Origin of the sequence: Sporomusa sp. GT1 (assembly GCF_014634905.1) — a bacterium.
In the GTDB taxonomy this organism is placed as follows: domain Bacteria; phylum Bacillota; class Negativicutes; order Sporomusales; family Sporomusaceae; genus Sporomusa; species Sporomusa sphaeroides.
In genome coordinates, this window is record NZ_BMBX01000006.1 from 24,320 (window position 1) to 47,819 (window position 23,500).

Genomic DNA, 23,500 nt, shown 5'->3' on the forward strand with positions numbered 1-23,500 from the left:
GAAGGTGGCACTAAAATTTTCTTCATGTAATTCTCACTTACCCGCAATATGTATTGATCGCCTGCTCGATCCGTTTGAGTCCGTCTTCAAGCGTTGCCCTGGGGCAGGCAATATTTATCCGGGTAAACCCTTCGCCGCCGGGGCCAAACCAATTTCCTCCGTCTAAAGCAACTTTGGCCTGCGTGAGCAGAAATTGATTTAACTGCTCATCATTCATGCCTAGGCCGCGGCAGTCCAGCCAGACAAGATATGTCCCTTCCGGCTTCATCACTTTGATCTGCTTAATCCTGGTTTCACAATAGTCTACTAAGAACTCCATGTTGCCCTGCAGATAATCCAGAAGTTCCTCAAGCCACACACTTCCATACTTGTATGCGCTCTCAGTTGCCAAAGTGCCAAAAACATTGGGCCGTATCAGATGGACTTTTTTCATTTGTGCCGCAAATACTTCACCGAGTTTCGGATTTGGCACAATTACATTTGCCGTTTGTAATCCGGCAAGGTTAAACGTCTTACTGGGCGCAGTACATACAAGGGTATTCTGGGCGAAATCCTCCGAAATACTTGCGAATGGGATGTGGGTATGACCCCTAAATATCAAGTCGGCATGAATCTCGTCTGAGACGACCAGCACCTTATGCTCCAGGCATATCTGGCCAAGCTTCGTAAGTTCCTCTCTGGTCCAGACAGCACCGCCCGGGTTGTGGGGATGGCACAGAAGAAGAAGTTTTACGTTCGGATCCAGCTTCCTTTTTAGGTCGTCAAAATCCATTGTGTATCTGCCGTTTTCCATCTTTAGCGGGTTATAAACAACCTGGCGCCCGTTATTTTGGGTTGTGTTCATAAACGGATAATAAACAGGCGGCTGGACAACAACTTTATCGCCGGGCGAAGAAAATGCCTGGATAATAAAACTTATTGCCGGAACAACGCCTGGGGCAAAATAAATCCATTCCTTGCGAACTGACCAGTTGAACCTTTTGAGCATCCATTCGCTGACAGCCGCGAAATATGAATCAGGGCGCTCCGTGTAACCCAGGATTCCATGATCAATTCTTTGTCTGATTGCTTCAAGAACAGGCGCCGGAGCCATAAAATCCATATCCGCAACCCACATAGGCAGAACATCATCAACCCCAAAGGTTGACCTGACATTGTCCCATTTGAGGGAAGCAGTTTTGTAACGGTCGATTATACAGTCAAATTGCGTTTCCATGATAAATCACCTTTAACAAGTTTTCTGTGTGTTATCCTGACACAGATAATTAAAATACAATAATTGTGTGTTTCCCTAACCGAGATGGCGGCTCTGTTATCAAATCGTCCACTTAAGTATATACTTTTTCATCATTTCAAAAAGCTGCATCACAATAACCAGTATAATTACCATGAAGATAAACCCTACCCAGGTATGATCGTACAGGCCAAATTCCGAATACTTTTTCACAAAGAATCCCATGCCATACTGAGTGCCGTACATCTCTACATATACCAGCATCAAAAAAGTACCGCGCAGTGAACTGACGAAGCCTGCTAAAATAGAGGGACTGGCCGCCGGCAGAATAACTTTTGTCATCAATTTGATTCCACTGAGCTCTAGCGTGGCCGCTTTGTCCAGATAACGCTTATCAATGGTCATTATACCGGTTATTGTAGCAAAAAGGGTCGTCCAGACAGTGCCATAGGAAATCAGGAATATGGATGCTACCGTGAAATTGGGAGCTAACAACAGCGCGAAGGGAGACAGCAGGATTGACGGTATCACACTGAATGCGTAAATGATCGGATAAAGCGCATCTCTGAGCCATTCGGTTAACCCCAGGATTGTACCCAGGATGAGCGCAATGGCCAGGGATATTAGAATAGATGGAATCATCAGCTTGAAGGATGACACCATGTTGAGCAGCATAACCCCCTGATTGTTGGAAAAGGCAGCCCAAATCGCCTCCACCTCGGGAAATAGATACGGATTTGCCCGCCCGCTTTTTGTCGCATACACATACAGCAAAATTAATGCCACATATATGCAGACAGTAAGCCAGTATTTTTTAAAAAAATTCTTGAACCTGTCCATAGTACTCCTTATGGCTGATTAGGAGTTATTTTCCTGGTAAAAAGCCTGCAGCTTTTTATAGAATTCGGGGTCTTCACTTCCATATTGTGCGGTTACTTCATCCAAAGCAGCTTTGTACAGATCTGTATTGATATGGTCAGCAATGTTTATGTCCTTGGCTTTTTTGTTTAGGAAACCGGTCTTATCCAGAATCCCCCATGCACGGATAACCGAATTTTTGAGGGGATCCGGGCTCACTACATAGTTATCATTAAGCATATAGGCAGCCACATACTCATTAGAGGTTTTAATGTTTTCGGCCTGCAGGGTGATAGCCTCATTCTTATTAGCCTCATAATAGCGCTGGGCGCGAATCAAAGCCTTCATTATACCCTTGACGGTATTGGGATTGTTCTTTACAAACGATGTTGGGGCAACCAGACGGCAGCAGGAATAGTTTTTCATAACATCGCCCTGCCAGGCCACAATATCAATTTCTTTCATATTTTTCACAGCATAATTCTGGCCGGTACCCATGAGGGCATAATCCACCTCGCCACGCACCACAGCGGCCAAAGCATCATTATAATTGGTATAGGTAACCCATTCCACAGCCTTGAGAGGATCATTATACCCCAAATCCATAACAGCGCCGGTAAATGCGAAATAGGAGGGATTGCAGGCAAACTTCTTGCCTATCAGGTCTTGAACACCGTTCCATGTAGTACCCTTGCGTGCAACAATAGGCATACTGCCATCCACCATATGTCCGCCGAATATGGTCAAATCTACGCCGGAAGCAATCTGCTGCAAGGGGTTGCTGGTGCCGGCATTGGAAGCAACATCTGCCTTGCCGGTAGCCAAGAGTGCCATAGCATCAGCATTGGCAGTGGCAGGAACCATTTCAAGGGTTATACCCTCATCCTTGAAGTATCCCTTCTTTTCCGCAATGGTAACCATTACGTTGCCGCTGGTGCCATAGTTCCACCTGACCACACTGGTTTCAGGTGCTGCTTTCGCTGCGTCAGTAGATTTGGGAGTGCTGGCAGGGGTAGAATTGCTGCTGTTTCCACCGCAACCCGCCATGGTAATCATAACCGTCAGTGCCAAAATCGATAAACCAATTCTTACTTTCATGTGTACTCTCCTTTTAAATTATTTGAGTAATAATACCGCTTAAGAAATGCGGGATACCACATCCTTATTGATTTGGAAGATCAACGTATTGCGCAGTTCCAGAAGCTCCGGATTATCAAACTGGGTTTCCCGGGTGGGTCGCTGGTCTGCCGGAATGGAGCATTCGTAGATTATGTTGCTGGGAGACTGTCCGAAAACAATGATTCGGTTAGCCAGGAGCAGTGCCTCATCTACATCGTGGGTAACGAAAAACACAGTCTTTTGGGGATTCTCCTGAGACCACAGCTTCAGCACCAAATCCTGCAGCCGCGCACGGGTCACTGCATCTAACGCTCCAAATGGCTCGTCCATTAACAAGATCGGAGGATCAATACCGAACGCCTGGGCAATGGCACATCGCTGTTTCATACCGCCGGACAGCTCTTTAGGCAGCTTACGATATACCGACTCATCCAGACCTACTGCATGTAATGTGTCAAGCGCCAACTGTTTCAGTTTCTTTTTGTCTTGCTGAGGAAAGCGCTGTTTTAAAGCCAGCATGATATTTTCTCCAGCTGTCATCCACGGAAATAGTCCATAGTCCTGAAAAACCATGCCTTTATCCAGACTGGCCCCGCTTACCGGCCGATCATCTAAAAGGATTGTTCCTGCAGTGGCAGTCTCCAAGCCGGCCAGAAGACGCAGGAAGGTACTTTTTCCACAGCCGGACTGCCCCAGCAACGCCACAAAGGTCCCGGCTTGCACATCGATGCTGATGTCTTTCAGAATTAATCTGTTATCGTTTTTATAGGCAAAAGAAAGCCCTTCAATTTTCACATCATGTATCGCACTCACCTCCCTTATGCATGTATATTCAAAATTAACAGACCATTCAACGCGACAGAAGTTCTTTCCATCCACAACACCACATTTTCAATATCAATCCCGTACATCATATATTTCTTTTCATCCTAGCCTGCATGGCCCGGCTGCCTGCACTGCAAAATGCCATACACCGTCCGCAGATGGTAGCGCCATAGCTGTCGACATCATGTTCACTGGCCCGCAGCCGCGCATCCCTTTTTTTCCATAAGGCGTTAAACTTTTCCTCAGCAGTCATCGGCACTGTTTTTTCTACATCAACATTGGGATTAAAAGGGGCATTCGGCCACGCCTTGGTCGTCAAGCCTCTGGCAACCCAGTAACAGCGGTCGCCGTCGACAACACCATAGGTCAATGGCCGTCCGCCTATGGTTTTCGTCCATTCTGTCTTTTGAATCGCACCTGCCGGGCAATTTTTGATACAGTCAAAGCACTTGGTGCATACCGAACCGGCAAAGGGCGGGTCAGTAATTAAAGCGGCATCGGTAAGAATGACTGTCAACCGCTGCCTTGAGCCAAACTCTGGCGTAAGAAAAAGTCCGCTCCAGCCAATTTCACCCAATCCTGCCGCAACGGCCGCATGCCGGAAGGAAAATGGTCCATAAAACTTTTTCTGCTCCCAATAATGGCTGCCCTTACCCGGTATCGGCAGAGCTTCATAGCCGCCCTTTTCCATATACCGGGTTACACGGTAAGTGAGAGCGTCTAATTCTTTATTCAGGTGGGTAAACCCGAAAATGCTGTAGGAATAATTGGTAACCTCCCTTTTCTGGGCCTCTATGGAACCGTCCGGAATGTGAAGTGCCATGACAATGATGGTTTTTACATTTGGCATAAGATCTTGCGGACGGTGGGGCGGAGTAAAGTACTCATCCAGATCAGCTGCTTTGGCGATCCCCACCAGATCAGCTCCCTGGGCTAAAGCGAACTCCTTTAGTTCCTGAGTAAATTGCTGCATGAATTTCACCTCCTTTAGCTTATATTCTCTATGCATAAACATGATTTTCAATTTTGTAAATTAAAACGCCGTTCCAATCTCCTGAGCATAATGAAGCATTAGGATATTCTTTTGTAAATCAGTAAGTGCTCACAACACATTTGTTGTTATCCGACTAATCTATCTGCCAGTTTCACGGCTTCCACGGCATTTACAGCATATCCGTCAGCACCTATCTTCTCGGCAAAAGCCGCTGAAATAGGGCCGCCGCCGACAATAACCTTTACACCTTCACGCAGGCCTGCTTGCTGCAGTAATTCAATGACTTTTTTCATATTACCGGTGCTGGTGGACATCAAGGTTGCAAGGGCAACCACACTTGCTCCCGTGTTTTTAACACACTCAATAAAAGCTGCAGCCGGAACATCACGGCCTAAGTCGATAATTTCATACCCGGCTGTTTCCAGCATAATTTTCACGATATTCTTCCCAATATCATGGGTGTCACCTTCGACAACGCCGATGACTACCTTGGCCTTTTTCTGAAACTCATGTTTACCCAGATGCGGGCTTAAAACATCCAAACCGTTATACATGGCATCAGAACAAATCAGCAGCTCAGGTATAAAATATTCTTCATTCTCGTATAAATCGGCAGCCTTATTCATTCCCTCCACCAAGCCATGCAAAATGCCTTCGGCGGCGGGATAACCGGCCTTTATATAGGCTTGTGCTGTTGGAATGATTTTTTCATCTTCCATTTCCACTACGCATGCCGCTAATAATTTTAATAATTCTTCCTTGCCTGTCATCGCAATCTAGTCCCTTCTTAAGCCAATTTGCCTATTGCTTACAGCCTTGAATCATTTCTATAACACGCTCAGGGCAAACAGGATAACCAACCTCGCGTACAGTATCCATCATCATTTGGATATTTTCCAATGGGGTTTCCACAGGCAGGCTGCACCCTGACATAACCACATAACCCTTAGGAGAATCATAAGCATCCAAAATCCCCTCCAGGGTTTTAAGGCGGACATCTTGCGGCGTTCCTGAGTACATAATCCCGCCGGGATCTACATTACCCATAATTTTGGTTTGGGAGCCAATGGCAAGCTTACACTCCTGTAAGCTTGCTACATTATCAATACTCATCCCGCCAATCCCAAGGTCTGCAACATCTTTCCAGATTTTTTTGGTCTGTCCGCAAATATGAATGACAGGGTTAGGCCCATAGCTTTTGATGAATTCTACGAGCTCTTTAAGATATGGCAGCGAAAACTCCCGAAAAACCTTGGGACTGACTACCGTACAAGACGACATGGGCTCTGATATGGTGGGATTCAAACCAATATCCAGTGCCGCTTGAGCATAAGCTTTACAGGTTTCAAGAGAAACCCGGCACAGCTTATGTACTGCTTGTGGATTTTTGTGGATAAGCTTCAGTGTTTCATTGGTACTGAACAGAAAAAATGCATTAGTAAATGCGCCGACAATACCGGCAGAGCAGGGTACTTCATCCTTGGCCAGCTCCTTTAAATATTTCATTGCTTCCAGTTGCACCGGCAGCCGTCCGTCCTTATAGGGATCAGCAGGACGAAGCTTATCAATATCCTGTACGCTGATAATTGCCGGTTTTAACAAATCAGCCGTATCATCCTCGGGATAGGAAACGGTTGCTCCCATTGCTTCCGCCCAGGGGAATAAATCAGTAAAAATCCGCAAGCTGTCGCCGCCGAACTTATGATATGCCGCCATTTGCGCCTGGGCAATAGCTTTAGGATTATGCTTAAACTCGGAAATTTTACAACCGTAAATCCTGGCAGTACCATTGGCAAGATTGGGGTTACAGGGCAATCTGTCTGCCAGAGAGCCCTTGGCGATAGCAGCCGCTCTTTGCGCCGGCGTCATTTGATCTTGCATGTCAATTCAATCCTTTATCAGTTATTGATCGTCCAATGTAAAATCCGGTGTTTGATTGTATCAAAGATGTACATAATTAAAACCAAAACCGCTGATGTAAACAAAAAACCGAGCATTACCACATCAAATTTTGCAAAGTCGGAATAGTATTGGACAAAATGAGCCATACCGGATCTTGCGCCAAACATTTCGGCAACAGCCAGCATCATAAACGATAAGGTTAATGCTATGGAACAGCCCACTAAAATACTGGGAGATGCTGCCGGCAGAATTATCGAAAAAAGCTTCTCGGCTTTAGACATTTCCAAGATTGCCGCGGTTTCCAAATACCGTTTGTCAATACTCATAACAGCACCAATGGTTGTCCCAAAAATAACCCAAAAGGCAGCAAGCCAAATCAAGAAGATGGAAGCTGCCTGGAAAGTCGGCAGTAAATTGATAGCATATGGCGTTAAGAGCGGTACCGGAATAGCGCTGAAGGCATAGATATAAGGTGTCACGTTTTTGCGCAGACCGCTTTTTAAGCCAATAATTGTGCCAAGTGTAATAGCAGTGATAACCGCCAAAACATAAGCGGTAACCAGCAAGAATAAAGAGCTTAACAAACCGGTCATCAGTTGGTCAATATATTGTGGAAATAGCTTTATGACTTTAAAGATACTGGGAAAAAGAAACGCGGATAAAACGCCTAGCACATCGGTCAGCAAGATATAGCCAAGCAACAAACACATACCTATGGCAATAATGCCGCCATACTCTTTTGCGAATTTAGCCATCAGTTAAAATACCCTCTTTTCCAACATGGCAGACCCGCTGCCATGTTATAATATCTTCACCCAAACAATGAACTCGTTTCAGCAAGCTGAAACAGCAGAGGTTCAGGCGGGGACTCTGCCCCACCTGAACTAACACCGCCTATAGAGGCGGGAATCTTAATTTGCCGTTCAATAGTAACTATGAGTTATTCTGATTGAATTGAACAAGCTTATCTTTGAAGAACTGGCTATTCGGATAGTCCTTAATCAAAGATTCTAACGCTTTTTTGTAAATGCTGGTATTGATATGCTCTGCAATTGGAATATTGTTTTCTTTGATATAACCGAATTTGATCATCCTGTCCCACATTTTGATTACACTGTTTTTAAACGGATCAGAGTCATATTTCATATGCTCGCTTTTAACAAAGCTTGTTACAGTGGGTTTATCAAGATCAAGTTTTTTTACAACCAAATCAACTACTTCATCCTTGTTGCCCTGCATGGCTTCTTCAGCCCGCAAATATGCGCGCAGCATACGATACAGCGCTTCTTGATTTTTTTCGTCCTTTATCCAGGCGCTGGTAGCAAGCATACGGCAGCAGGAATGGTTCGGCCAATATTCATCAGGCCACATCTTGACATCCAAGCCCAAGTCGGCAGCTTGCAATTGATGACCGGTTGCGGTACCGCCAAAGTCAACCTCGCCGGCTGCTATAGCCTGCAAGACCTCTTGATTTTTCTTATATTCAACAAAGGTTACATCATTAAGAAGGCCGGCCTCAGATAATATGCCTCTTATCACGGTATCAGCCGTTCCGCCACGGGTGATACCGATTTTTTTGCCGCGAAAGCTCTCTAGGTTTTTCCATTCCGTTTCACGTTTACCATAGATCGGTGTTTCACCGATAATCATATAGCCGCCGAAAATGGTGAAGTCTTGCCCATTGGCAATTTGAATTAAGGGACCGCCTGTGCCATATGTAGATAATACATCAACCTTGCCGCCGGACAGAGCGGTCAAAGCATCGGTCACGTTGTTGATATATACCATATTGACATCAATGCCTTCTTCCTGTAAGAAGCCGCGCGCCTCAGCCATATACTGGAAAACCTGCCCGGAATTGTTTTGGGCAGCAACGGAAATTTTTAAAACATCTTTGTTTGCTTTACCCTTGGTATCGGCAGTACCACTGGCAGGGGCATTTGTGCCGCATCCCACAAGGGCAAGCATCATAATCAAACAGAGTATAATTACCGGTAAGATTTTTTTCATTATATAGCCTTCTTTCTGTTAAAAATTGTTGTTTTATCTGAGCTCTTATCAGCAGCCTTTTGCTGCTTCAAGCGGAGTGCTTTTTCATTTATTTCATCATAAATGATTTGGGTAAGACGGTTGCGCAAATCCAATACCGCCGGATCGGTAAACAGAGTTTCCCGAGTAGGCTTTGTTGCTTCAGTAAATGAATGGGTATAAATAATTTTGCTGGGAGCTTGTCCTAAAACCAGAATGTCTGTCGCTAATAGTAATGCCTCATCAACACTGTGAGTTACAAAAAAAATAGTTTTACGCTTTTCCTTGCCGTTTTGCCACAGCTCTAGAACGGTGTCCTGCAGCAAGGCTTTAGTGACGGCATCCAAAGCCCCAAAAGGCTCATCCATCAAAAGCAGCGGAGCATCAATTGCAAAAGCACGGGCGGTTGCAAAGCGCTGCTTTTGCCCCCCGGAAAGGTTCATTGGGTATTTGTCAAACAGCTCCTCGTCCAAGCCCAGATTGCGCGTCCATTCCAAAGCTACCTCTTTAAGCTTAGGCTTGTCCCAGGTCTTATATTTCTGCTTTAATGCAATGCAGATGTTATCACCTGCTGTCATCCAGGGGAATAAGCCATAATCCTGGAACACCATAGTTCTGTCCAGGCTTGGCCCGTCAACAGGCTTGCCGCCAACCATCAGTTGTCCCGGATTTGACTTTTCCAGTCCTGCAATCAATCGCAACAGCGTACTTTTGCCGCAGCCAGACTGCCCCAAAAGACAAACAAAATCACCGGCTTTGGCATTATAGTTCAAGCCACTTAAAACCAACTCTTCACCATAGCCAAATTGTAAATTGTCCATTGATACTTCTAACATTTTGACCTCCACTTCGTCCCGTTGCTTCCAACTTTCGCAAAAGTTTAAATATAAACCAATCTTTACAGAGCGAATTTGGCAAAACTTTCTTGGTGTCATCCTAACATAGATAATTAGAATACACTAATTGCATTTTTCAATTATAAAATTCGACATCAATCGATAAATGCTATAAATACGTGAAAAAGATAACCCTGCAGCCAATGCTGTCAGGGTTATCTTTTTTCACTTAATTTCTCAGATATTTTCCTTAATGTAAAAATATAAACAATATCCGTAGAATTCAGCAATTATCACAATGCCTGCTCAAGATTACATTATTTATCAAATTCCAGATATACTTTCTTAATAACTTGCTCTAAATCCAAGTCCTTGCTGATTATTTTTAACCTTTGCAAATCTTCAAGGTTATTTTTGAACGATTGTTTCCCCTCCGGAACTGAAGGTATAAACTTGTAGGTTTTTAATATACCTGCATTAAACTCTGGATTGCCTAAGGCGACTATTTTTTTATCTACTTGCATTTTTGCAACTTCTTCCGGATGGTTTTGTACATATTCGCCTGCTTTTTTTATAACACCCACATATTTTTTGGCTATTTCCGGATGCTGTTTAACAAAGTCGGGTCTTAATACCAGTACGCAGCAATACTCATTCTTATATTCAGGATCTACAGCAGTATCCAATATTAATTTCGCACCTTCATCTGCTACAAATAAACTGGCTGCCGGGTCACTCATGCCGATAACATCCACTTGACCATTTTTAAGAGCTATGGGCAGTTCCGGCTGATTATAAACCACAAACTCCACTTCCATATTCTCAGGCGAAGCACCTATGCCTGCTGCCAATAACGCTCTTTGTGCAATTATCGCTTGCGAGCTTGCCAGTCCCGGCACACCAATTTTTTTGCCTTTGAGATCCTTGACACTATTGATCGGTGAATCCTTCTTGGTGATTAATTTCAGGCAGCCTGTATGTATGCCCATAGCGATATTTACATCTAAGCCATTATTAATTTGCTGGATCATGGCAGGCAGCATCTCAGAAAATGCATCTGCTTTGCCTGCTACCATCAGGTCAACCGTATTAGTCTCAATTTTGGTAATCTCATACTTGATTCCTGCTTCTTCAAACATTCCTTTGTCAAGAGCAACATGCAACGGCGCATTGCACAAGCCTCCGGAAACAGGTATTTTCACAACATAGTCATCTTTTTTAGCAGCAGCTGTTTCCTTAGCCGTATTACTGCAGCCTGCAAGCGTGGCAGCAATCATCATTAAAACTAAACATAAAGCCACATAACCCTTACTCTTTTTCACAATTAACCCCTCCGCCTGTTTCTTTACTATCCATTAATTACCCCTAATATTTTCCCTCTCAGCTTTAAAAATTTATTTGAATCACGCACCCTGGGATAGGGTAAGTTAATGTCAATTATTTCATCTATTTTTGCCGGTCTTGGTGTCATTACCACAACCCGGTTACTCATATATATAGCCTCTTCCACATCATGGGTGACCATGATCATGGTTGTTTTTCTTTCCTGCCATATTTTGATAATCTCATCCTGCATAGTAACCCTTGTCAGTGCGTCAAGTGCGCCTAGCGGCTCATCTAAGAGCAGAACCTTCGGATGATTGATCAGCGCCCTGGCCAGTGCCGCTCTTTGCGCCATCCCCCCTGATAGATGATGGGGATACACTTTTTCAAAACCTTTAAGCCCGACCATGTTGATAAATTCATTTACCTCGTGCTTTTTTTCTTTATATACATTCCTGGCCTTTAGTCCAAAGGCCACATTATCATAAATATTACTCCAGGGAAAAAGCTTGGGGTTTTGAAAAACCAAGCCTCTATCGCAGCCTGGTTCTGTAATTTCCTCTTCGTCCAGGGTTATGATTCCCTCTGTTGCCCGGTCAAGGCCTGTTATCAGTCTTAATAAAGTAGACTTTCCACACCCTGACGGCCCTACCAGGGATATAAATTCACCGGCATTAATGCTAAGGTCTAAGCCGTTAATGGCAACAACATTTTCTCCATCCGGACCTTTGAAGATTTTTTGGGCATTTTTTATCTCTATTTTTCCTACCACTTGATAACTCCTTGCTGCCAGATAAGAAGCTTATCCCTGGTTTTAAACAAAAGTGTCACCACCAGAAAACAGGTTATGCCGATAACGATGAGCCCTGCATATACATTAGCATAGGACATGGTTTCACGCTGCCAGTTTATATACCAGCCTATACCAAATTTGACCCCCACCATCTCAGCGGTCATAAGTGTTAAAAACGCTGAGGTTATGCCGTTAAAAAATCCGATAAACATCGAAGGAAGCGCTCCTGGCACCGCTATTTTCAAAACCTTATATACCGGACTAGCCCCCAGCGTGCTTGAAACCTCAAAATAGGCATTTTCTATGTTAGCAATGCCTGAGCTGGTAAGCACTGCTGTCGGGAACCAGACACTAAGACCAATAATAAATGCACTTGCACTGAAAGATGTCGAGAAAACAACTAAAGCTATCGGAATCCATACAATCGCCGGGATGGGCCCGATTAATTTTATAAAAGGATTAATCCAGTAGCTGGCGCGTTTACTGCACCCTACAGCGATTCCTGTCAAAACTCCGGTTATTCCGCCCCCTAACACGCCTAACCCCAGCAGCCCGAGGGAATGAGCCAAGCACTTTAGCATAAATAATCCATGGGTATAAAATACATGGATTATTTTATCTGGATAAGGAAAATACACGCCGGGAATCAACATGAATTTTAAAGTAATTACATTATAGATATTGATAAGTAAAATCATGCCGGCGATGAAAGCTGATTTATAGGCATAGGCAACTCTTACTCGCTCGCTATACAGGGACATGATTGCAAATACAGCACATACTGCCGATAATCCGGCTAACGAATAGGTAAAATAAGAAAAATCCTTTGCCAGTATATCGCTGTGCTTTGGTAAAAAAATGTGTAAGGCAAGTGCAAGTAAGGAAGAAACAAGCGGCAATAGCACTCGTTTGTCAAAAATTACTTTTCTTATAGATTCCACTGCGGAAAACCCCTTAAAAATTTATCGTTTGCCACTAGGTGCCTACTAGGACAGCAGGCGAATTTCCTGAGTGTTATCCTAACATAGATACTTAAAATGCACTAATCGTGTTTTTCAATTGGTAAATCCAACCACTATTGATATGTTCTATAATGCAGCATAAAAATGCAGGAGAAGCTGTTTACGGAAATACTTGAAAATATAAACTCAAGGCAGTAACAAGGGGCGCTCCGCCCCTGTTACTGCCCTGAACCTGCTTACAACTACTCTATTGAAATAATTAATAGGCCTTGTCAGGATTGTTACATTCTCTGCGCGGCCGACAGCCTATTTTCTTACTCTTTTTCGCCAATACGTCCTTGCCGCGCCAATCGCGCCGGCAAAGCGGGATAACCCGGCAGCAGCCACCGGATGGCCAAGCTGCTTGGCCAGCGCCAACCGCAGCCCCTCTATATCTGCCAAACCGCCTGTCAGCAGTATGGGCGGCGCAGCGTCCACCCTGGCGGCTAACGCAGCCGTGCGGTCGGCCACTAATTGAACAATACCGCCAGCCACTTCTTCACGGCTTTTTCCCGCTGCCAGTTGGGAGACGATTTCCGAATCGGCAAACACAGCGCACATGCTGCTTAACGAACAGCTTTTGCCGGTAGTAAGCAAATCGGCAAATTCCGCCAGATCAATCCCCATCCGGTTTGCCGACATTTCCAGAAACCGGCCGGTACCTGCAGCACATTTGGTATTCATCTGGAAAGCCAGGACCTGTCCGGCTTCCACGGCAATTACCTTGGAATCCTGACCGCCAATATCAATAACGGTGCGCACACCAGGCAGCAGGTAGTCGGCTCCCAGGGCATGGCAGGTGATTTCGGTTACAGTCCGGTGGGCAAAGTCAATGCTTACCCGGCCATAGCCTGTTGCAATAATCTGTACATTTTCTTGTGCAAGCCCTGTCTGAGACAAGAGCTGTTCCAAAACCGCCCGGGCAGTGTCCCGCGGGCTCCAGCTGGTGGGCTTAACGCAGGAAGCAAGGATGGCGTCCTCCTGAAGGAGGACGCCTTTGCATGCGGCAGAACCGCAGTCAATACCGATTGATGCTTTGATCATTATCTATAACATCTCCACAAAGGCACCGGCCCGGGTGGACAGCTGGCCAATATCGGCAGTGCCGTAGTCGGTTTCCAGTTGCAGGTAGGGAATGCCCTTTTTCTGCATGAACTCCTTAACCGAATGCGCCTCCACTGCGTAGGGATGACAGGCCTGCAGCGTCATCTCCACCACGCCGTCGACCTGAAACTGTTCACAGAGACGTTCCAACAACTCAAACCGGTTCTTGTCAGGTGTCATAATCGCACAGCCAATCTGCAGATAATGATCGGCGATGCTGGTCATCGGATCGCCTGCCTCCGGGCATTGCCGATCCAACTGCTTGGCACCGGTACAGTTTTCATAAGCAACAACGACGGCACCGGCTTCTTCGATGACTTTAACCACCTTTTCGGTAACACCGCCCATAGGACAGCCGGTAATGAGAATCCGGGGCGCGGTGTCTGCAACCGGGCGTTCCCCTGCTGCATAGGCTGCCTTGATGCTGTCAATGGCGTTCTGGATTTCCGCAACCTTCTCGTCCCAGTCAAATTTAAACTGAGAACCGAAAAGGATTTGCAGTTGCCTGAGGCCGGTAATGGGCGGCGGCGTCATGGTGCTCAGCTCATACAGTTCCTTCAGCAGCCGGCGCTCGATATTCCGCCGGCGAATAGCATCCCGCAAATTATCATCGGTAATGGTAACGCCGAAATCCTTTTCCACCCGTTCCTTCAGCCGCACCAGTTCCGCCAGCCAGAGAGCCTTGGCTTCCGGGGTATCCTGCCGCCGGGGCAGCTCCAGAATATGAACATTCTTGATTTCAGCTAAAAGTTCATACATTTTCACTTTACCATCACAGGTAGTCTCGCCCACCACCAAATCAGAAAAATACATGTACGGGCATTTGTCGGTGATGGCAAAGCCGTAGCTGGACTTAATCAGCGGACACAGGTTGCTGGGTAATACTTTCTCCGCCTCGGGAATGGTCTCGTCACTGGTGGAACACAGACCCACACTGACAAGGCCGGCAGCCATAAAAATCTCCAGCGGGGTATAGGTACAGAACTGGCCCACCACCCCTTTGCCACTATCCTTAATTTTCTTCATGGCGAGAAATCCATTCTGTCTTGCCTCGGCAAAGCTTTCAAATATTTGTGGTAACTCGGTCTTCCTCTCGATCATGTACATATCTCTCCCTTCGTTAATATAAAGCTACACGCATTTCACTCAGACAGTATCCGACAGGATTGCTTAACCTTCCCGGGATCGCCGAGGATATGGGTTCGTAAGTACTGGCCAATCATTTCTACGGCGACTACCAGTAGAAATATTGCCATGATGAGTGTTGAAACCTCCTGGTACATGAACAGCTTCATACTGATCATTAATTGTGTACCGATTCCGCCGGCACCAACAAAACCAAGCACCGTTGCCGAACGCATATTGCATTCCCAACGAAACAAAGTATAGGATAAAAATACCGGGAGGGTAACCGGTAAGCGGACATAAGCCAGTGTCTGCAATTCAGACGCACCGGTAGCCCGCGTCATTTCGACAAGGCGCAGGTCTACCGATTCAAAAATTTCAGCATATAATTTACCTAAAATACCGATACTGTGCGCCGTCAAAGCCAATACCCCCGGAAAAGGCCCCAGACCAACGGCAACAACGAACAAAAGCGCCCACATAAGTTCCGGAACACCACGAAACAGCGCTAATATTGCGCGGGCGGCATGATAACAAAACCAGCGCAGCAGCCATAGCGGCGTGCCAATGACCGTACGGGAATATTCTTCACCCCGCGGCCGCATGGCTGCCAACGCCATAGGAAAAGCCAGCACTATGGCCAGCGCGGTTGCAACTATGGAAATCTCCACGGTTTCAATGAGCAGCTTGCCGATGGCTGTCAGAAACGCAGCATCGGTTTCCGGCGGCCATAGGCCTGCGGCAAAGCGGCTCATTGCCTTGATATTGGATGGCTCGGCAAATGCGGTAGGCGAGAATTTTGTATCAAGCCCGCTTTGGATTATGGCAGCCATTAATACAAATGCCAATATAAAATTCATCCAATGCTTGCGCTGCTCATTCATCACATCCGGCTCCTATCCTTTTTCCATCACCAATAAGCAGGCTATAGGCCTCTGTCGCTTCAAACCCACCCGGCGGCCCGTCATATACGATACGGCCCTGCTGCAGGGTAATCAGCCGCGAACAGTAGCTTACCGCACTTGACACCTGGTGCAGGTTTAGGATTACGGTCTTCCCCTGCTGCTGCATTGTGCGAAATTGTTCCATAATGAGAGTGGCAGTAGCCGGATCTACAGAAGCAATCGGTTCATCTGCCAGTACTAGCGCCGCGTCACTGAATACCGCTCTGGCGATAGCCACCCGCTGCTGCTGGCCGCCGGACAGTTCCTGGCAGGGTGAGTACATTTTTTCGGCAATCCCCAGCTCGGCTAATAGCTCCATTATGGTCCGGCGGTCTTGATCTGCCAGCCAGAATAGACTGCGAGCCGAATTAAGCAGCGACCGCCGCCCCAATTGGCCCAGCATAACATTCCGGGCAACATCAAGACTGGGAACCACATTAAAGTTCTGATAAACAGTAGCGATACGCCGTCGCATATCCAGCAAATCCTTGCGTCTGGCAGCGGCCAGGTTACACCCAAGCACTTCCAGCCTGCCGCCGGTAGGAAAAATAGAACCGGCCAGGAGCCGCATCAATGTTGTTTTACCGGCACCGCTATGGCCTAAAACACCGACAAATTCTCCCGGTCGAATGGAAAAGCTCACCATTTTCAGTCCCTGGCCGCTGGCATATAATTTCTGAAGACCTTGTGCTGCTATCACTTGTACTCCTCTTATTTCCGGAAAAACAGGGGCTGTGCCCCTGTTTTCTCACCCTGTTGTGTTAATAATAATTATTTTTTCGGATTTACCAAACCCAGCCTGTGGGCTTCCCGGTCGGCTTCCACATAGTTTTCCGCAGACACTTTGGCAAAAGCCTTGGCCCGCATAAGGTCAAGCAGTACGGGATCCTTCATGCCAAGGAACGCCTGAACGATTTTACCTTCAAGATCTTTATCCAGTGCATCCCGTACTACCCAGGGATAGCCCTCAACCAGGTGTTTTTCCAACACTTTAATTTTACTTCCGTCGACAGTGCCTTTAGCAATCAGCTTTGCCAGTATTCTGCCTTCAATACCGCCTGCATCCACGGTGCCATTTTGAACAGCCTGTGCCGTTGCGTCATGGCCACCGGAATACACTACATTTTTCAGATCATCCGGCACTTTAATGCCTGCTTTGTCCAACATAAATCGCGGATAAAGCGATCCGGAGGTGGAACTGATATCACCAAACGCAAAAACCTTGCCTTTAATGTCTTTTACTTCTTTTAGCTCGCTGTCGCTGGGAGCAATAATCAGGCTGTAATACTCGGTTGTACCGGTTTCCTGATCAACTTCTGTGACAATGGGATGGATCTTGGCTTTTTGCTTGGCCTGCACATACGTTAATCCGCCAAAGTACGCCAGATCCAGCTTGTCATTGGCCATAGCCTCAACCACGCCGGCATAATCGGTCGCCACAAACAATTCCACAGGCATATTCAGTGTTTCCTGAAGATATTTGCGGAAAGGTTCGTATTGCGCTTTAATTTTATCAGGAGCCTGATTAGGAATAACACCTACCCGCAGAGTTGCCGGCTTGGAGTTTTCATTTGCCGCAGGTTTAGCAACCTCACTCTTGCCGCAGCCTGCGGCCACTACCATCAAAAACATGCATAACATCAGGATAACTAACTTTCTCATTACTGCCACTCCTTATTTTTTGTTTTGATAATTGCTGCATCGAAGATCTAGTCTGCCGTCCGGCTAACTACTTCAATTTTGACTTTGGTACTGCTGAAGTCCGGAATACCACCGACAGCATCGGTAAGCGGGGTATTATTAAGCCTCCGGTCAAGACGGCTGATGTTGTTGGCGTTGATTCCCCTGCCGATTGTCATATCAGGCTTTAATTTTTTCTTATCGGCAACTGCGTTGCCTCCGAAAAATACCTGGTTGGCGTTGGTAACGCTAAGGGGAGCCGCTCCCATCATGGTATGTCCATAATGATGGGCAATAGCCAGACAGCCTGTCCGGACCAGCTTGGTGACCTTTATCTTACCGGTAATACCTTGAGTGTTACTGCGGGAAATGAGGCGAACCTTGTTCCCGGTTGACAATTTCTCCCGGGCGGCATCCCGCTCGTTCATAAGTATATAGTTCTCGGGAAAAATTTCCATGGCCCATTTATGCCAGACGGTGCGGGCCTGGGCATGTACGTTCATTTTATAAGTAACCATATTATAGCCATATTCAGCATCTTCTTCGGCCAGTACCTCTCCTGTCGGAGTGGTCGCCACAGTATAAGCGGCTACACCGCTGCAATATTCGCCTGTGAGCGAGTTGCGCTGCGTTGCCAGTTCCTCGTTATAAAGAGCGACTTTTTTCACACCAAAGCGATGGTTCTCACCGGCAAAAACATCTTCATAGGACTGCTGAAATACACCGCCGCGGGCAAGCAGATAGCAGCATTTTGCCCATTCCTCCGGTTTAAGCAGATGCCTATACCGGGCAGTTGGATAATTGGCCTCCACAAAGGCAATTTCATCCTGGCTGGCAGCAGGCACCTTGGCATTTGCCGCCAAATTGGCAATTCCCCGCAAATAGTAATCCTCGCCGCTATCCAGCCCATAGGCAGCCTGCGCGCCAGGCACTGTGCCGGCGCCAAAGCCCGGCAGACCGGCCGCCTTGGCCAGGTCAATCAAAAAGGCTTCCAGAGAGTAAGCCTGCCCGTCAGCGGTTTTGGCCGTCAACGGCTCAACCGTGGGAACCCGGACGGCAGTAAAGCGGAGAGCCGGGGCATGCGGGGTCAAAAAGCCATAATGCCCCTCAGGATAAGTTAGATCAGGTACGATGTAATCAGCATACAAATTGCTCTCATTGACGGTAACATCAATGGAAACATGCAGGGGAACTTTTTTATGGTCAGCCAGCGTTGCTTCATAACGGTTGCCGCCGGGTATGGAATACACCGGATTGAAGAAATAGGTAAACAGTATCTTGCAAGGATAGGGGTACTGTTCATCAATGCCGCTCATGGCCTCAACGCAGAGCCCGCCGACAGTAAAGGGAAACCAGGGACGTTTGGACGGATAGCCATGCCGCTTAAATTCTGTGGTTTTTTCATAAGCAGCCTTCTCACGCGAGATCATGACCCCGGCAGGCTTACGCTTACCCGGGAAATCCGTCAAATCATAAAGGCCCTTGTTCCAGGCAGCCGCTCCGCCACCGCCCTTCAAATAGCCGCCCTTGCGATCCACACTGCCCACAAGTGCGTTCAGTACCGCAACAGCATAGGCAGCATGAGTACCGCCCAGATAGTTGCCCACGCCGTGGTATTGGGTAACAGCGGCGCGCGTTCCATGGGAAGTAAATTCTTTGGCAATATCAATGATTTGGCTGACAGGAACTCCCGCTAAGCCAGCATACTCCTCCAGGCTATGAAGCTGCGCGGCTTCGGCAAGCAGGCGGAAGGAAGTCTTGACTTTGATGGATGCCCCCGCCGCAGTGACCACTTCACCGGCAAAGTCCAGGAGAGCAGTGCCCGCCTTGTCGAAAGGCACCAGTCTGTTGCCGTCAACCAGCACCATAAAAGCATTCGCCTGATCTTGCGGCACACCGGGGTCGATGTCGGCAGCCCGCAATAGTTTGCGGTGATTGGGATGGCTGGGGTCAGTTATGACCAAATGGGTTGCGTTGGAGTGACAGGCATAACCCTGCGCGGCGGCGGAATTGGCATTAGGTGAAAGCAAAAACCCGCGGTTATAGCGTTCATTTTCTATTATCCAGCGAATCATGCCCATCGCCAGCGCACCGTCCTGCCCGGGCTTAATCGCTATCCAATTTTTTGCATGAACAGAAGCATTGGTGGCCCGGGGATCGACAACTACGAAACTGAGCTCTCCTTCGGAGTTTCGTCTCGCAACCATTGCGCCATAGGTATTGACTCCCGGCTGAGTTGCTTCGTAGATATTCGCGCCTAACACCAGCATGAATTCAGCATTCAGCGGGTCGGCCTTAAACTCAACCTCTTTTTTTTCTGTCAGCGCCCAATTTCCCATGCGGAATCCAATACCGCAAATATCGGTATGGCCGATCCGGTTAATGGAACCAAAGGCGTCACGCACAAACCGGTCGGCAAATTCTTTGCGGCCGGTTTGGTCCCGGCCGGATAGGAAAATAAAACCGTTCCGGACAGAGCCTAATTCCGGCGCATCGGGATTGATCGGCTGATCACTGTCCAGCGAGGCCAGACCGGGGTACTCGGTCATATCGCCAAGCCTGGCAAACAGCTTCCCGCCTTTGGCAACCTCGTCAATCAACTGTTCCCATTCAATGGGTTCAAACTTGCCGGACCCTCTTTTGCCGGAGCGCTTTAACGGCTTCAGCAGCCGATAGGGATTGTAAAGATAGTTGGCGCCTTCCTCGGCTTTGCCGCAGATGGTTCCCGTCGCGGCCAGGGATTCAGCCACCGGGGTATTATAGTCAATCGGCTGAAACTGAGTGTTATATGGGTGATAGGGATTTCCGGCATGTTTGACAAGCTTGCCGTCTTGAACTATGGCGCGTACGCCGCAGCGGGCATTGCAGCCCAAACATACAGAGTGAACAATATTACGATTTTTACTTTTTACGGTTGGTGCGATTTTTTTGAACCGCCGCGGACTTAACACCCCGGTCGCCTCAGCCGCTCCGGCGCCTGCCAGCGGGATACCTGCGGCGGCAATGGCCGCTGCCGACAATTTTAAAAACTCCCGCCGCTTTACTTTTTCATGTATTAATTGAGTCCAGTCTTTTTCCATAGCTCCTCCTTATCGCAGCGGAATATATTTTGTATTTGTTTCAATTGACTGTTCCGCACGGGAAGAACTCAGCGCGGGATGCTGAAGATATTTTGCAAATTCACCGTTGGCCTGCCGGCTGTTACCGAAAATCCGGGCCCGTGCCGGACAAGCCTCGACACAGGCAGGCTGCAATTCTGTTTCCAGCCGGTCTGCACAATAATCGCATTTGTCCGATTTGCCGGCAAAACGCGGATCAGCAATCCGAGCATGGAAGGGACAGGCATTACCGCAGGCATTATTACAGGCCTTCACGCCCCGGCATAAAGTCCAGTCGGTCACCACGATGCCGTTGTCCAGCTTGCTGATGGCTTTATACGGGCAAGCGGTAAGACACCGCGGACTCTCACACTGGTTACAGCCCACAGGTTTGAATACCTGCCTGACAACTGCTCCTTTTTTTTCTTCCCGGATCAGAACCCGGGTCAGGAATTGGCTGGGCGCAATATCATTCTGGGCTTTGCAGGCTAGAACACAGGTCTGACAACCCATGCAGCGGTTCTGATCAACAATCATTTGATACCGGACTGTGCTTTCTTGTCCGGCCATTGCCTTGATTGGCAGCATAGCGGCAGTTACCGCCATAATGCCTTGCTTCAATAAGTTTCTGCGACTTTGCAATACTTACCCTCCTTGTTAATATAGCGGAAGAACCCGTTTCTCCTGATAGACAATACTGTTTTCAGCCATCACCCGGAGCAGCCTATCCTCCAGTTGCGGCTCTGCGCACCAAGCCAGGCCGCAGCCGCCACTGATTTCCCGGGGAATAGGTATTAAGCGTCCTTGCCCGGCTGCGCAGGCAGCCTCCATTGCCATCGCGGCAGTGGTGGTGGGAAAGGTAATCACTAATTTGGGCTGTTTCTTTCTCTCCATTTATCCCTGCTCCTCCTCTGCGGCAATCGCCGCAATCGCTCGAATTCCTCTTTGGATTTCTTCTTCCGTATTGAACGAGGAGAAGCTAAAACGCACCGCACCTTGGCTCCGGGTTCCTAACGCCAAATGCGCCAGCGGAGCGCAATGGGCACCGCTCCGTACACAAATATCGTAAAGAGTTGCCAGACGGTCCCCTACCTCGCCTGAATCCAGGGAACCGATATTCAGCGTCACAAGGGGCGCGTGTGGCCTGGCCGGATCTCCGTAAATGCGAACCCCGGGAATTGCGGCAATCCCCTGGCGAAAGAGAGTTGCCAGCTCCAGTTCCCTGTCACGGATAGTATCCATACCTGTTGCCTGAATGTACTCAACGCCGGCCAGCAAGCCGGCGATGCCATGGGCGTTGGCCGTACCGGCTTCCAGGGCCTCTGGCAGATCTGCCGGATGGGTTTCACTATAGCTGTGAAGTCCGCTGCCGCCTACCTTAAGCGGCAATATATCAAGCCCTTGCCGGATGCAAAGCCCGCCGGTCCCCTGCGGTCCCAACAGTCCTTTGTGACCGGTAAAGCAGAGAACATCAATTCCCAATTTGTCTATGTCAAGGGGAAATACACCGGCGGTTTGCGCTGCATCCACAATCAGCAGCAGGCCGTTTTCCCGGCAGAAATCGGCCAGGAACGCCAAATCGGTAAGCGTACCGGTCAGGTTGGAGGCGTGGGTACAGACTACCGCTTTGCTATTGGGACGCAGCAAGCGGCGAAACCCGTCGTAATCCAGATTCCCTTGTTGGTCAATGTCAACAATCGATAACCCCATCCCCTGGGAGCGGAGCTTATATAACGGCCGCAGCACAGAATTATGCTCCAGGGCAGTGGTAATAACATGGTCTTCCCGGGTCAGCAAACCGGCAATGGCAATATTCAGACTGTCTGTCGCATTGGCGGTAAAAACCGTCCGGTCGGCAGCAGACCCCAATAACCCGGCTACTGCTTTGCGCGCCTGAAACAGGCAGCGGGAGGCCGCCAGGGCAGCAGGATGCCCGCCCCTTCCGGCCCCGCCAAAGGTATTTATAGCTGCCAGCACCGCCTGTCCCACCGCCGGCGGCTTGGGCAGGCTGGTTGCTGCATTGTCAAAATAAATCATAGACATCAGGGGCGCAGGATGCGTCCGGCCTCACGCATCTCTTCCACAATACGGTACATATTGGTTACTTCCCCTACGCCGAGCTGCTTTGCAATCCCCAAGTGATTGAGACAGGTGCCGCAGGTCAGGACGGCAGCCCCGGCCTTTTCCAGCGCAAGCAAATCCTCCAGGGAGCTTGAGCCCTGCACTGCCAGCTTTGCACCCGTGTTATAGAGCAGGATGGTATCAGGCAGGGTATCCAACTGGGTGAGAGCAAAAATAAAGCCTTTCATGAGGATACGCCCCAGCTCGTCGTCGCCGTTTCCCATAGTATCGGCAGACAGGACGACAACTGTTTTACCGGCCACTGCCGCACTGCGGGCGGCAGAACCATCCGGCTGGGCTGCTGTTTTTATCAGCGAAATATGAAAAATACCCTCTTGCTGCACTACGTCAAATTGACAGCCTGTTGCCTCAGCTAACCGGCGGATATTTTGGACAGCTATCTCATTATCCACCAGCACCACCAGTTGGCCGCTCTCGATGGCATCAAGACCTTTTTTGGTTTTGATAACAGGTAGTGGACAGGCATCCCCGATTGCATTAATCTGTCGCATTGC

At 48.0% G+C, this 23,500-nt stretch carries 23 protein-coding genes; all 23 read right to left on the reverse strand.

All coding sequences use genetic code 11. From position 1 onward, the window contains the following. Positions 1-37 precede the first annotated feature (37 nt). Positions 38-1,216 (reverse strand): MalY/PatB family protein, encoded by a 1,179-nt coding sequence (locus tag GT1_RS09670; RefSeq protein ID WP_188398531.1) that lies wholly within the window; start codon positions 1,214-1,216, stop codon positions 38-40. 99 nt (positions 1,217-1,315) lie between these two features. Next, on the reverse strand, positions 1,316-2,074 hold the full coding sequence (locus GT1_RS09675; protein ID WP_188398532.1) for an ABC transporter permease: 759 nt from the start codon (positions 2,072-2,074) through the stop codon (positions 1,316-1,318). A gap of 18 nt (positions 2,075-2,092) precedes the next feature. Next, the gene (locus GT1_RS09680; protein ID WP_188398533.1) at positions 2,093-3,190 is read right to left on the reverse strand and encodes an ABC transporter substrate-binding protein; all 1,098 of its coding nucleotides are present in this window, start codon (positions 3,188-3,190) and stop codon (positions 2,093-2,095) included. Between the two features lie 39 nt (positions 3,191-3,229). Further along, a complete protein-coding gene (locus GT1_RS09685; RefSeq protein WP_223226150.1) occupies positions 3,230-4,024 on the reverse strand; it encodes an ABC transporter ATP-binding protein in 795 nt (264 codons plus the stop codon). Between the two features lie 97 nt (positions 4,025-4,121). Beyond that, entirely contained in the window at positions 4,122-5,009 is an 888-nt protein-coding gene (locus tag GT1_RS09690) for a hypothetical protein (RefSeq protein WP_075753554.1), read from the reverse strand. Between the two features lie 146 nt (positions 5,010-5,155). Beyond that, on the reverse strand, positions 5,156-5,800 hold the full coding sequence (locus GT1_RS09695; RefSeq protein WP_188398534.1) for a corrinoid protein: 645 nt from the start codon (positions 5,798-5,800) through the stop codon (positions 5,156-5,158). A 31-nt stretch (positions 5,801-5,831) separates the two neighbouring features. Next, positions 5,832-6,911 carry a uroporphyrinogen decarboxylase family protein gene (locus GT1_RS09700; RefSeq protein ID WP_188398535.1) on the reverse strand — a complete coding sequence of 360 codons (1,080 nt, stop codon included), beginning with the start codon at positions 6,909-6,911 and terminating at the stop codon, positions 5,832-5,834. A 17-nt stretch (positions 6,912-6,928) separates the two neighbouring features. Continuing rightward, positions 6,929-7,687 carry an ABC transporter permease gene (locus GT1_RS09705; protein ID WP_188398536.1) on the reverse strand — a complete coding sequence of 253 codons (759 nt, stop codon included), beginning with the start codon at positions 7,685-7,687 and terminating at the stop codon, positions 6,929-6,931. 178 nt (positions 7,688-7,865) lie between these two features. Beyond that, positions 7,866-8,942, reverse strand: coding sequence for an ABC transporter substrate-binding protein (locus tag GT1_RS09710; protein ID WP_188398537.1), 1,077 nt, complete (start codon positions 8,940-8,942; stop codon positions 7,866-7,868). Further along, positions 8,942-9,796, reverse strand: a complete 855-nt coding sequence (locus tag GT1_RS09715) for an ABC transporter ATP-binding protein (RefSeq protein WP_188398538.1) — start codon at positions 9,794-9,796, stop codon at positions 8,942-8,944. The genes GT1_RS09710 and GT1_RS09715 overlap by 1 nt, the downstream gene beginning before the upstream one ends. Positions 9,797-10,113: 317 nt before the next feature. Beyond that, positions 10,114-11,118, reverse strand: coding sequence for an ABC transporter substrate-binding protein (locus GT1_RS09720; protein ID WP_188398539.1), 1,005 nt, complete (start codon positions 11,116-11,118; stop codon positions 10,114-10,116). 26 nt (positions 11,119-11,144) lie between these two features. Next, the gene (locus GT1_RS09725) at positions 11,145-11,891 is read right to left on the reverse strand and encodes an ABC transporter ATP-binding protein (protein ID WP_188398540.1); all 747 of its coding nucleotides are present in this window, start codon (positions 11,889-11,891) and stop codon (positions 11,145-11,147) included. Next, positions 11,885-12,853 carry an ABC transporter permease gene (locus GT1_RS09730; RefSeq protein ID WP_223226151.1) on the reverse strand — a complete coding sequence of 323 codons (969 nt, stop codon included), beginning with the start codon at positions 12,851-12,853 and terminating at the stop codon, positions 11,885-11,887. Before GT1_RS09730 ends, GT1_RS09725 begins: the two co-directional genes overlap by 7 nt. Before the next feature lie 327 nt (positions 12,854-13,180). Next, the gene (locus tag GT1_RS09735) at positions 13,181-13,957 is read right to left on the reverse strand and encodes an acyl-CoA dehydratase activase (protein WP_188398541.1); all 777 of its coding nucleotides are present in this window, start codon (positions 13,955-13,957) and stop codon (positions 13,181-13,183) included. Between the two features lie 3 nt (positions 13,958-13,960). Beyond that, positions 13,961-15,118, reverse strand: coding sequence for a double-cubane-cluster-containing anaerobic reductase (locus GT1_RS09740; protein ID WP_188398542.1), 1,158 nt, complete (start codon positions 15,116-15,118; stop codon positions 13,961-13,963). A gap of 41 nt (positions 15,119-15,159) precedes the next feature. Then, positions 15,160-16,002 (reverse strand): phosphonate ABC transporter, permease protein PhnE, encoded by an 843-nt coding sequence (gene phnE, locus GT1_RS09745; protein ID WP_255430424.1) that lies wholly within the window; start codon positions 16,000-16,002, stop codon positions 15,160-15,162. A 16-nt stretch (positions 16,003-16,018) separates the two neighbouring features. Further along, entirely contained in the window at positions 16,019-16,786 is a 768-nt protein-coding gene (locus GT1_RS09750; protein ID WP_188398544.1) for a phosphonate ABC transporter ATP-binding protein, read from the reverse strand. A gap of 71 nt (positions 16,787-16,857) precedes the next feature. Then, positions 16,858-17,748, reverse strand: a complete 891-nt coding sequence (gene phnD, locus GT1_RS09755; RefSeq protein ID WP_075753530.1) for a phosphate/phosphite/phosphonate ABC transporter substrate-binding protein — start codon at positions 17,746-17,748, stop codon at positions 16,858-16,860. 47 nt (positions 17,749-17,795) lie between these two features. Then, positions 17,796-20,846, reverse strand: coding sequence for a molybdopterin-dependent oxidoreductase (locus tag GT1_RS09760; protein ID WP_188398545.1), 3,051 nt, complete (start codon positions 20,844-20,846; stop codon positions 17,796-17,798). Positions 20,847-20,855: 9 nt separating this feature from the next. Beyond that, on the reverse strand, positions 20,856-21,506 hold the full coding sequence (locus GT1_RS09765; protein ID WP_188398546.1) for a 4Fe-4S dicluster domain-containing protein: 651 nt from the start codon (positions 21,504-21,506) through the stop codon (positions 20,856-20,858). 15 nt (positions 21,507-21,521) lie between these two features. Continuing rightward, positions 21,522-21,758 carry a DUF3343 domain-containing protein gene (locus GT1_RS09770; RefSeq protein ID WP_075753524.1) on the reverse strand — a complete coding sequence of 79 codons (237 nt, stop codon included), beginning with the start codon at positions 21,756-21,758 and terminating at the stop codon, positions 21,522-21,524. Beyond that, positions 21,759-22,907: an aminotransferase class V-fold PLP-dependent enzyme gene (locus tag GT1_RS09775; protein WP_223226152.1), complete on the reverse strand. Its 1,149-nt coding sequence runs from the start codon at positions 22,905-22,907 to the stop codon at positions 21,759-21,761. Beyond that, positions 22,907-23,497 carry a sulfurtransferase-like selenium metabolism protein YedF gene (gene yedF, locus GT1_RS09780; RefSeq protein WP_188398547.1) on the reverse strand — a complete coding sequence of 197 codons (591 nt, stop codon included), beginning with the start codon at positions 23,495-23,497 and terminating at the stop codon, positions 22,907-22,909. The genes GT1_RS09775 and yedF overlap by 1 nt, the downstream gene beginning before the upstream one ends. Positions 23,498-23,500: the final 3 nt, after the last annotated feature.

What these genes read in the sequence shown, in the direction of transcription:
- GT1_RS09740 (WP_188398542.1), bottom strand. Translation starts at nt 15,118, where the DNA reads ATGATCGAGAGGAAGACCGAGTTACCACAAATATTTGAAAGCTTTGCC.
- phnE (WP_255430424.1), bottom strand. Translation starts at nt 16,002, where the DNA reads ATGAATTTTATATTGGCATTTGTATTAATGGCTGCCATAATCCAAAGC.
- yedF (WP_188398547.1), bottom strand. Translation starts at nt 23,497, where the DNA reads ATGCGACAGATTAATGCAATCGGGGATGCCTGTCCACTACCTGTTATC.
- GT1_RS09775 (WP_223226152.1), bottom strand. Translation starts at nt 22,907, where the DNA reads ATGTCTATGATTTATTTTGACAATGCAGCAACCAGCCTGCCCAAGCCG.
- GT1_RS09760 (WP_188398545.1), bottom strand. Translation starts at nt 20,846, where the DNA reads ATGGAAAAAGACTGGACTCAATTAATACATGAAAAAGTAAAGCGGCGG.
- GT1_RS09770 (WP_075753524.1), bottom strand. Translation starts at nt 21,758, where the DNA reads ATGGAGAGAAAGAAACAGCCCAAATTAGTGATTACCTTTCCCACCACC.
- GT1_RS09675 (WP_188398532.1), bottom strand. Translation starts at nt 2,074, where the DNA reads ATGGACAGGTTCAAGAATTTTTTTAAAAAATACTGGCTTACTGTCTGC.
- GT1_RS09710 (WP_188398537.1), bottom strand. Translation starts at nt 8,942, where the DNA reads ATGAAAAAAATCTTACCGGTAATTATACTCTGTTTGATTATGATGCTT.
- GT1_RS09735 (WP_188398541.1), bottom strand. Translation starts at nt 13,957, where the DNA reads ATGATCAAAGCATCAATCGGTATTGACTGCGGTTCTGCCGCATGCAAA.
- GT1_RS09680 (WP_188398533.1), bottom strand. Translation starts at nt 3,190, where the DNA reads ATGAAAGTAAGAATTGGTTTATCGATTTTGGCACTGACGGTTATGATT.
- GT1_RS09690 (WP_075753554.1), bottom strand. Translation starts at nt 5,009, where the DNA reads ATGCAGCAATTTACTCAGGAACTAAAGGAGTTCGCTTTAGCCCAGGGA.
- GT1_RS09715 (WP_188398538.1), bottom strand. Translation starts at nt 9,796, where the DNA reads ATGTTAGAAGTATCAATGGACAATTTACAATTTGGCTATGGTGAAGAG.
- GT1_RS09670 (WP_188398531.1), bottom strand. Translation starts at nt 1,216, where the DNA reads ATGGAAACGCAATTTGACTGTATAATCGACCGTTACAAAACTGCTTCC.
- GT1_RS09700 (WP_188398535.1), bottom strand. Translation starts at nt 6,911, where the DNA reads ATGCAAGATCAAATGACGCCGGCGCAAAGAGCGGCTGCTATCGCCAAG.
- phnD (WP_075753530.1), bottom strand. Translation starts at nt 17,748, where the DNA reads ATGAGAAAGTTAGTTATCCTGATGTTATGCATGTTTTTGATGGTAGTG.
- GT1_RS09705 (WP_188398536.1), bottom strand. Translation starts at nt 7,687, where the DNA reads ATGGCTAAATTCGCAAAAGAGTATGGCGGCATTATTGCCATAGGTATG.
- GT1_RS09695 (WP_188398534.1), bottom strand. Translation starts at nt 5,800, where the DNA reads ATGACAGGCAAGGAAGAATTATTAAAATTATTAGCGGCATGCGTAGTG.